This is a genomic window from Zavarzinia sp. (assembly GCF_049306435.1).
Lineage (GTDB): Bacteria > Pseudomonadota > Alphaproteobacteria > Zavarziniales > Zavarziniaceae > Zavarzinia.
Genome location: NZ_JBAQRT010000049.1, coordinates 1 through 8,345 on the forward strand (window position 1 = coordinate 1; position 8,345 = coordinate 8,345).

9 protein-coding genes are annotated in these 8,345 nt (G+C 68.1%); 3 read left to right on the forward strand and 6 right to left on the reverse strand.

The window, feature by feature from the left end:
• From WAZ62_RS02680 to mutM, 5 genes are all read right to left on the reverse strand, one after another.
• Positions 1–662, reverse strand: a 662-nt coding sequence (locus WAZ62_RS02680) for an alpha/beta fold hydrolase (RefSeq protein WP_422641991.1), incomplete at its 3' end; no start/stop codon positions are given.
• A 1-nt stretch (position 663) separates the two neighbouring features.
• Positions 664–2,292, reverse strand: a complete 1,629-nt coding sequence (locus WAZ62_RS02685) for a peptide chain release factor 3 (protein WP_422641992.1) — start codon at positions 2,290–2,292, stop codon at positions 664–666.
• Positions 2,293–2,455: 163 nt separating this feature from the next.
• Positions 2,456–3,232, reverse strand: coding sequence for an enoyl-CoA hydratase (locus tag WAZ62_RS02690; RefSeq protein ID WP_422641993.1), 777 nt, complete (start codon positions 3,230–3,232; stop codon positions 2,456–2,458).
• 44 nt (positions 3,233–3,276) lie between these two features.
• Positions 3,277–3,645 (reverse strand): hypothetical protein, encoded by a 369-nt coding sequence (locus WAZ62_RS02695; RefSeq protein WP_422641994.1) that lies wholly within the window; start codon positions 3,643–3,645, stop codon positions 3,277–3,279.
• 16 nt (positions 3,646–3,661) lie between these two features.
• The gene (gene mutM / locus WAZ62_RS02700; protein WP_422641995.1) at positions 3,662–4,489 is read right to left on the reverse strand and encodes a bifunctional DNA-formamidopyrimidine glycosylase/DNA-(apurinic or apyrimidinic site) lyase; all 828 of its coding nucleotides are present in this window, start codon (positions 4,487–4,489) and stop codon (positions 3,662–3,664) included.
• A gap of 47 nt (positions 4,490–4,536) precedes the next feature.
• On the opposite strand from mutM, the gene ubiE reads away from it, so the two are divergent.
• Together ubiE and ubiB are read left to right on the forward strand one after the other, a co-directional pair.
• Positions 4,537–5,307 (forward strand): bifunctional demethylmenaquinone methyltransferase/2-methoxy-6-polyprenyl-1,4-benzoquinol methylase UbiE, encoded by a 771-nt coding sequence (gene ubiE, locus WAZ62_RS02705; RefSeq protein ID WP_422641996.1) that lies wholly within the window; start codon positions 4,537–4,539, stop codon positions 5,305–5,307.
• A 10-nt stretch (positions 5,308–5,317) separates the two neighbouring features.
• A complete protein-coding gene (gene ubiB, locus WAZ62_RS02710) occupies positions 5,318–6,880 on the forward strand; it encodes a 2-polyprenylphenol 6-hydroxylase (RefSeq protein WP_422641997.1) in 1,563 nt (520 codons plus the stop codon).
• A 1-nt stretch (position 6,881) separates the two neighbouring features.
• On the opposite strand, the gene WAZ62_RS02715 is transcribed toward ubiB, so the two are convergent.
• Positions 6,882–7,451: a hypothetical protein gene (locus WAZ62_RS02715; RefSeq protein ID WP_422641998.1), complete on the reverse strand. Its 570-nt coding sequence runs from the start codon at positions 7,449–7,451 to the stop codon at positions 6,882–6,884.
• 136 nt (positions 7,452–7,587) lie between these two features.
• Here WAZ62_RS02715 and coaBC point away from each other — a divergent pair.
• The coding region (gene coaBC / locus WAZ62_RS02720; protein ID WP_422641999.1) for a bifunctional phosphopantothenoylcysteine decarboxylase/phosphopantothenate--cysteine ligase CoaBC at positions 7,588–8,345 on the forward strand (758 nt) is incomplete at its 3' end.

Genomic DNA, 8,345 nt, shown 5'->3' on the forward strand with positions numbered 1-8,345 from the left:
TCGAGCCAGCCGAAGGTGGGCGGACCAAGGTCGAGATCCGGGTTGCCCGCGATGAGGGTGGCCTGATCGCCCGCCCGTTCGGGATCGGAGGTAAGGACGTTCTCGCCGCCGCCCTCCTTGGCCGGGAAGGCCCGCTTGCCAAGGCCAAGGCGGACCAGCGCCCGGGCGACGCGGCTGGCGCCCCTGGGGCCAAGGGCGCCGGTATTGATCGCCAGCATCGCGGAACACAGCACGGCCCCGGCCGCCCGCGCGCGAAGGCCCGGCCGCTGGGCCAGGGCCCGCAGCAGGATATGGCCGCCCATGGAATGGGCCATCAGGATCAGCGGCCCCCTCGGCGCGATGCGGTCGACGAAGGCTTCGAGATCGTCGACGTAATCGGCGAAATCGCGGACATGGCCCTTCATCCGATCGGGCAGCAGGCGGGCCGACAGGCCCTGGCCGCGCCAGTCCATCAGATGGACGTCGAAACCCCGGTCGTGCAGGTCGGCGACGGTCTCGTGATATTTCTCGATGAATTCATTGCGCCCGGTCAGCAGGGCGACGGTGCCCCTTGCCGGCCCCGCGACGGGAAAGGCGGCGGTGCGCAGCACGATGCCGCCGCGCAGCAGCCGGTCGAACGTGCCGCCCGGCGGCGGCTGGAGGCGCCGGGCGGCATCGTTCATGTCAGTGCACCTGATCGGCGGCGGTCAGGCGGTCGCCGGCGGCGGTGATCTGTTCGCGGGTCGCGAGGAATTTCACCGCCGGCCAGTCGTCCTTGGCCCGCTGCAGATACCATTGGTTCCGCGCGAGATAGACGAGGGCGCCGTCGTGGTCCTCGGCGAGGTTCATCTTGTTGCTGTCGGCGAATTCGGCGAGCGCCTTCTTGTCGTCCGCGTCGACCCAACGGGCGAGTTCGAAATTCGCCGACTCGAATTCGATGTCGAGACCGTATTCGGCCAGCAGCCGGCTTTTGAGCACGTCGAACTGCAGCGGCCCGACGACGCCGACCACATAGTCGCCGCCGATCTGGCGCCGGAACACCTGGGAAGCGCCTTCCTCGGCCAATTGCTCGAGGGCGCGGCGCAGGTGCTTCACCTTCATGGGATCGTCCAGCTTCACCCGGCGCAGCATTTCCGGGGCGAAGGAGGGAACGCCCAGGAAGGCGAGATCCTCGCCCTCGGTCAGCGTGTCGCCGATGCGCAAGGTGCCATGGTTCGGAATGCCGAGGATATCGCCCGCATAGGCGAGATCCGCCGTCTCGCGGTCGCCGGCCATGAACTGCACCGGATTGTTGATCGCCAGCATCCGGCCGGAGCGGATGTGCTTCATCTTCATGCCGCGCTTGAATTCGCCCGAAACGAGACGGATGAAGGCCACGCGGTCGCGGTGGTTCTTGTCCATGTTCGCCTGGATCTTGAAGACGAAGCCGGCGACCTTCGGCTCGGTCGGCGTGACCAGCCGGCTCGACGCCTTGGCCGGCCGGGGCGATGGCGCCATTTCGGCGAGGCCCTGCAGAAGTTCGCGCACGCCGAAGGAGCGCAGGGCCGAGCCGAAGAAGATCGGCGTCAGATGCCCGGCGCGATAGCTTTCCTCGTCGAAGGGCTGACACAGCCCGCGGATCATCTCGACATCCTCGCGCAGCTTGGCGACCAGTTCGGCCGGCAGCTTGGCGTCGATCTTGGGATCGTCGAGACCCGAACATTTCTCGATTTCGGGCAGCTTGTTGCCGGCGCCGCGATCGATCAGGATCAATTCGTCGTGGATGAGGTCATAGCAGCCGTGGAAATCCCGGCCCTGGCCGATCGGCCAGGTGGCGGGTGTCACGTCCAGCGCCAGGGTCTTCTCGATCTCGTCCATCAGCTCGAAGGGATCGCGCGCCTCGCGGTCCATCTTGTTGACGAAGGTCAGGATCGGCACGTCCCGCAGGCGGCAGACCTCGAACAGCTTCAGGGTCCGCGCCTCGATACCCTTGGCTGCGTCGATCACCATGATGGCGCTGTCGACCGCGGTCAGCGTGCGATAGGTGTCTTCCGAGAAGTCTTCGTGGCCCGGCGTGTCGAGAAGGTTGAAGGTGCAGCCGTCCGCCTCGAAGGTCATGACCGAGGCGGTGACCGAGATGCCGCGCTCCTGCTCCACCTTCATCCAGTCGGAGCGGGCGCGCCGCTGGTCGCCGCGCGCCTTGACCGCGCCCGCCTGCTGCACGGCACCGCCGAACAGCAGCAGCTTTTCGGTCAAAGTGGTCTTGCCGGCGTCCGGGTGCGAGATGATCGCGAAGGTCCGCCGGCTTTCGATCGCGCTTGTCAGCGTGCTCACGGCCGTTCCTGTCATAAAGTGGCCGGACACTAGCGGCAGCGCCCGGCGGGTTCAAGTGCGGGTCTTGCCGGCGGATATCAGCCGGCCCATGCCCTCGCCGGGCTCGTCTCGGGATTCTGCCGATGAAGGCGCCGGCCGCGCGTGAGGCCGGCGCCCTTGTCCCTCAGCGCTGCTTGAAGGCGGGCTTGCGCTTCTCGACGAAGGCCGACATGCCTTCCTTCTGGTCTTCGGTGGCGAAGGCCGAATGGAACAGGCGGCGCTCGAACAGCACGCCTTCCGACAGCGTCGTTTCGTAGGAGCGGTTCACCGCCTGCTTGGCCATCGACAGGATCGGGTGCGACTTCTCGGCGATCGAGTCCGCGATCTTCATGACTTCGGCCAGGAGATCCGCCGCCGGGAAGACGCGGGAGACGAGGCCCGAGCGTTCGGCCTCGGCGGCATCCATCATGCGGCCGGTCAGGCACATGTCCATCGCCTTGGACTTGCCGACGAAGCGGGTCAGACGCTGGGAGCCGCCGATGCCCGGAATGACGCCGAGGTTGATTTCCGGCTGGCCGAACTTGGCGTTGTCGCCGGCGATGATGAAATCGCACAGCATCGCCAGTTCGCAGCCGCCGCCGAGGGCATAACCCGAGACCGCCGCGATGATCGGCTTCTTGATCCCGCAGATGCGGTTGTGCGGCTCGGCGAAGAAATCGGCCTTGAACATGTCCATGTAGGACTGGGGCGCCATTTCCTTGATGTCGGCGCCGGCGGCGAAAGCCTTGGCCGAGCCGGTGACGACGATGCAGCCGACGGCTTCGTCGGCGTCATGGGCTTCGAGCGCGGTGCAGAGTTCGCCCAGCAGCTCGGCGTTCAGGGCATTCAGCGCCTGGGGCCGGTTCAGGGTGATGAGGCCGACCGCGCCGCGGATTTCAGTCAGGATGGTGGCATAGGCCATGACGCACTCCGGTACGTTTCCAGTTGAGTTATGCGGGGTGGTGATCAGGACGCGCGCGGACGCAGGTTGAAGCGGACGACGCCCCCCGCCCCCGGCTCACCCATTATGGTGATCACGAGAACTTCCTCCCCCCTCCGAAAGGTGAGCGATACGTTTTCGCCGACGGGATCCGCGACCCAGCCGAGGGCCGGCAGGCTTTCGGCGTAATAGCGCAGGATATCGGCCGCCGCGACCGCGCCCCTCGCGTCCACCTCGACGATGCGGCCGCCGGGCGCATCGAAGACCGTGCTGGTCTCGGCGACTTCGGCAAGGCCATCCATCAGCGGCACATCCTCCGATCCGGTCAGGAACCGGGTCGCGGCCAGGGCCGGCAGTCCGGCGAGCAGAAGGGCGACGAGGACGAGCGCGCGCATGGCCGGCACTATAACGTCATTTCTGGCAGCGGGGGCAGAAATAGGTCGAGCGGTTGCTCTGCACGATGCGCGTGACGATCCCCTTGGCGCAGGTCGGACAGGCATCGCCCTCGCGGTCATAGACCTTGAAGGCATGCTGGAAATAGCCGAGCTCGCCATCCGCCTGGACATAATCCCGCAGGGTGGAGCCGCCGGCGGCGATCGCCTCGTTCAGCACGTCGCGGATCGCCGGCACCAGCCTCTCCGCCCGCTTGCCGGCGACGGTGGCGGCTTCGCGTTCCGGCGAGATCCCGGCGCGGAACAGGGCTTCCGAGACATAGATATTGCCGAGCCCGGCGACCACCTTCTGGTCGAGGAGGGCAGCCTTGATCGGCGTCCGCCGGCCGGCGAGCGCGGCCGAGAGGACATCGGCGTTGAATTCATTGCCCAGAGGCTCCGGCCCGATGCCGGCCAGCAGGGCATGTCCCGCCACCGTGTCCCGGTGGTCGAGGGTCATCAGGCCGAAGCGCCGATGGTCGTTGTAGATGACATGGGGGCCATCCCCGGTCTCGAACACCACATGATCGTGGGGGCCGAGTTCGGGCAGCGGCCCCACCCCCACCTGCATCCGGCCGGACATGCCGAGATGGCCGAGCAGCACGGTGCCGTCGTCGAGGTCCCACAGCATGTATTTGGCGCGGCGGCGGATCGCGACGATCTGCCGCCCCGTCAACCGCTCGGCGAATCGGGGTGGAAAGGGCAGGCGCAGGTCCGGCCGGCGCTGCTGGACGCGGGACAGACGGCGGCCTTCGAGGGCGCGGGCAAGGCCGCGACAGACGGTTTCGACTTCGGGAAGCTCGGGCATGGACGGAGCCTAGCGGCAAGGTGCGCGGGGCGCTATGGTGTCGCGCCATGAGCCAGGACATCCCAGCCCACGATTCCGCCGAAACCGTCACCCATTTCGGTTTCGAGACCGTCGCCGAGAAAGACAAGGCGCGCCGGGTGCGCGGCGTCTTCGATTCGGTCGCCAAACGCTACGACGTCATGAACGACTTCATGTCGGGCGGCGTGCACCGTCTGTGGAAGACGGCGATGATCGACTGGCTGAACCCCGGGCCGGGCAGCCATCTGCTCGACGTCGCGGGCGGCACCGGCGACATCGCCTTCCGCTTCCTCGACAAGGCGGGGGCCGGCGCCCATGTCACCGTCGCCGACATCAATGCCGAGATGATCATGGTCGGGCGCGACCGCGCCCTCGACCAGGGGCGCCTCGCCCTCGACTGGACCGTGGGCGACGCCGAGAAGCTGGCCTTCAAGGATCGCAGCTTCGATTACGTCACCATCGCCTTCGGCATCCGCAACGTCACCCGCATCCCCGAGGCGCTGAAGGAAATGCGCCGGGTGCTGAAGCCGGGCGGGCGTTTCATGTGCCTCGAATTCTCCAAGGTCGTCGTGCCGGGCCTCGACAAGATCTACGAGGAATATTCCTTCCGCGTGATCCCGCGCATCGGCAGCATGGTGGCCGGCAATGCCGACGCCTATCGCTATCTGGTCGAGAGCATTCGCAAGTTCCCGGACCAGGAGACATTCGCCGCCATGCTGCGCACCGCGGGCTTCGAGCAGGTGCAGGTCCGCAATCTGACCGCCGGGGTCGCCGCCATCCATTCCGGCTGGCGCCTGTAGGCCGCCGCCCATGTTCCGCGCGTTTCGCCATGCCTTGCGCCTCATCCGCGTCGCGCGCCGGCTGGCGGTCCATGACGCGCTGTTCCCGGCCGAGCTGACCGAGGAATTGCCCCTGCTGGCCCGGGCCGGCCGGCGCCTGATGGCGATCCAGCTGCGCCCGCGCCGGGCCGCGCTCGAAGGCAAGTCCCAGGGCGAGCGGCTGGCGCTGGCCCTCGGCAGCCTTGGCCCCACCTATATCAAGCTGGGGCAGAGCCTCGCCGCCCGGCCCGATCTCGTCGGCGAGCCCGTCGCCCGCGCCCTCGCCCAATTGCAGGACCGCGTGCCGCCCTTCCCGGCGGCGGAAGCCCGGCGGATCATCGAGCACGAGCTGATGCATCCGATGGACGAGCTGTTCCTGTCCATCGACGAGGAGCCGGTCGCCGCCGCCTCGATCGCGCAGGTTCATTTCGCGGTGACGCGCGAGGGCCGGCAGGTCGCGGTCAAGGTGCTGCGCCCGGGGATCGAACCCGCCTTCCGCCGCGATCTCGACGCCCTCGCCTGGGCGGCCGAGATCGGCGAAGCCTGGCTGCCGCCGCTGAAGCGCCTGCGCCCGCGCGAGGTGGTGCGCACCCTGGCCGAGGTTTCCTTCCTCGAGATGGACCTGCGGCTGGAAGCCGCCGCTGCTTCCGAACTGGCGCTTCATCTCGACAAGCAGGGCGGCGTGATCGCTCCTACTGTGGACTGGAGCCGCACCGCCCGCCGGGTGCTGACCGTCGACCGGGTCCATGGCACGCCGATCGGCGACCGCGCCAAACTGGTCGCCGCCGGCCACGATCCCCGGCTGCTGGCCAGCCGGCTGATGCAGAGTTTCCTCGATCAGGCGCTGGGGCGCGGCTTTTTCCACGCCGACCTGCATCAGGGCAATCTCTTCGTCGCCGAGGACGGCACCATCGTCGTCATCGATTTCGGCATCATGGGCCGGCTGTCGCGGCCGATGCGCCGTTTCATGGCGGAAACCCTGATCGGCTTCATCACCGCCGATTACCTGCGCGTCGCCCGGGTCCATGCGGAGGCCGGCATCCTGCCGCCCGGCAAATCGGTCGAGCTGTTCGCCCAGGCGCTGCGCTCGATCGGCGAGCCGATCCTGGGCCGGCCGACGCGGGAGATTTCGATCGCCCGCCTCTTGCAGCAATTGTTCATGATCACCGAGACTTTCGCCATGGAGACCCAGCCGGATCTTCTCCTCCTGCAGAAGACCATGGTCGTCGTCGAGGGGGTCTGCGGCGGGTTGGATCCCGACATGAACATCTGGGAAGTCTCGCGCCCCGTGGTCGAGAAATGGCTGGTCTCGACCTTCTCGCCCGAACACCGGCTGATGGACGCGGCGGAAGGCATGGCCGGCATGGCCCGCCGCCTGCCCGGCATCATCGAGAAATTCGAGCGTTTCGGCGCCCAGATCACCGAAACGGGCCTCCGCCTGCACCCGGAAACCGCCCGCGCCATCGCCGAAGGTCAGGCCAAGACCCAGCGCCGCCTGTGGTGGGCGGTGATCGCCCTCGCCGCCGCCGTCGTGGTGCTGGCCGCGACCCGCTAGGTCACGGCGTCTTCAGCTCGATCTCGATGCATTTCGCCCATTCGCGGCGGCCGTTGGCGCTGCCCTGCAGGCTGACCGGCAGGGAAAAGCCCGGTAGGTCGTCGGCACCGGCGACCAGCGCGTTGCCCTTGGCGAAAGCCTGCAGGAAGCCTTCCGTCTTCGCCGCGGGGATCACCATGGACAAGGTATCCCCCGCCTGCTGGGCGCGTTCGGGCCGGAAGGCGGTGCCGTCGATCAGGATCGAGGCCTGACGCGGCACCCGCCCGCCCACCGCCGGCAGCGCCGGCGAGCGGAGGCCGATATAGAGTTCCCGGGAAATGCTGGCCGCCGTCGTCGCGAGCCAGAAGCGGCTGCCGTCGTCCTTGCCCTGCTGCAGGGTGCAGACGGTGAAGACCCGGCCTTCGCTGTCGCGCATGTCGCTGGCGCCGACCTGCCAGCCCCCGGACAGGGAGGTCAGGGCATGGGGCGGCTGGGCCGACGCCGATACCGGCGCCTCGGTGCCGCAGCCGGCGAGCAGCGCCGACAGGGCGATCAGGCCGGCGGTCAGGACGGGGGCAATCTTCGGATGCATCTCGGTCTCCGCTGTACCGTCCTCGTCTAGGACATGTCGCGCTTTCCGTCAAACCCGGGTGGATTGCGGCATTTCTGTTGAAGGCCACCAAGCAGCCGTATAAAACGCTAATCCTCATCCCCGCGCAGGCAGGTCCATGGCCGACAAGCGAATCCTTCTGGTCATCGGCGGCGGCATCGCCGCCTACAAGGCGCTGGAGCTGATCCGTCTCCTCGCCCGGCAGGGGATCGCGACGCGGGCCATTCTCACCAAGGCCGCGCAGGAATTCGTCACGCCGCTGTCGGTCGCCGCCCTGACCGGCGACAAGGTCTATACCGACCTGTTCTCGCTGACCGACGAGGCGGACATGGGCCACATCCAGTTGAGCCGCGACGCCGACCTGATCGTGGTCTGTCCCGCGACCGCCGACCTGATGGCCAAGATGACCCATGGCCTCGCCGACGACCTCGCCTCCACCGCCCTGCTCGCCACCGACAAACCCGTGCTGATCGCGCCCGCGATGAATGTCCGCATGTGGACGCACAAGGCGACCCGGCGCAACCATGCCCGCCTGCTGGCCGATGGCGTGTCGGTCGTCGGCCCGGACGAGGGCGACATGGCCTGCGGCGAATTCGGCCCCGGCCGCCTGGCGGAACCCGCCGAGATCCTGTCCCGGATCGTGGATTTCTACGCCTCGCGCGGGGATCGCCCGCTGCTGGGCAAGCGCGTCGTGGTCACCTCCGGCCCGACCCACGAGCCGATCGATCCGGTGCGCTATATCGCCAACCGCTCGTCCGGCCAGCAGGGCCATGCCCTGGCCGCCGCCCTCGCCGGCCTCGGCGCCCAGGTCACGCTGGTCTCCGGCCCGGTCGCCCTGCCGGACCCGCCGGGGGTCGAGACCCGCCATGTCGAGAC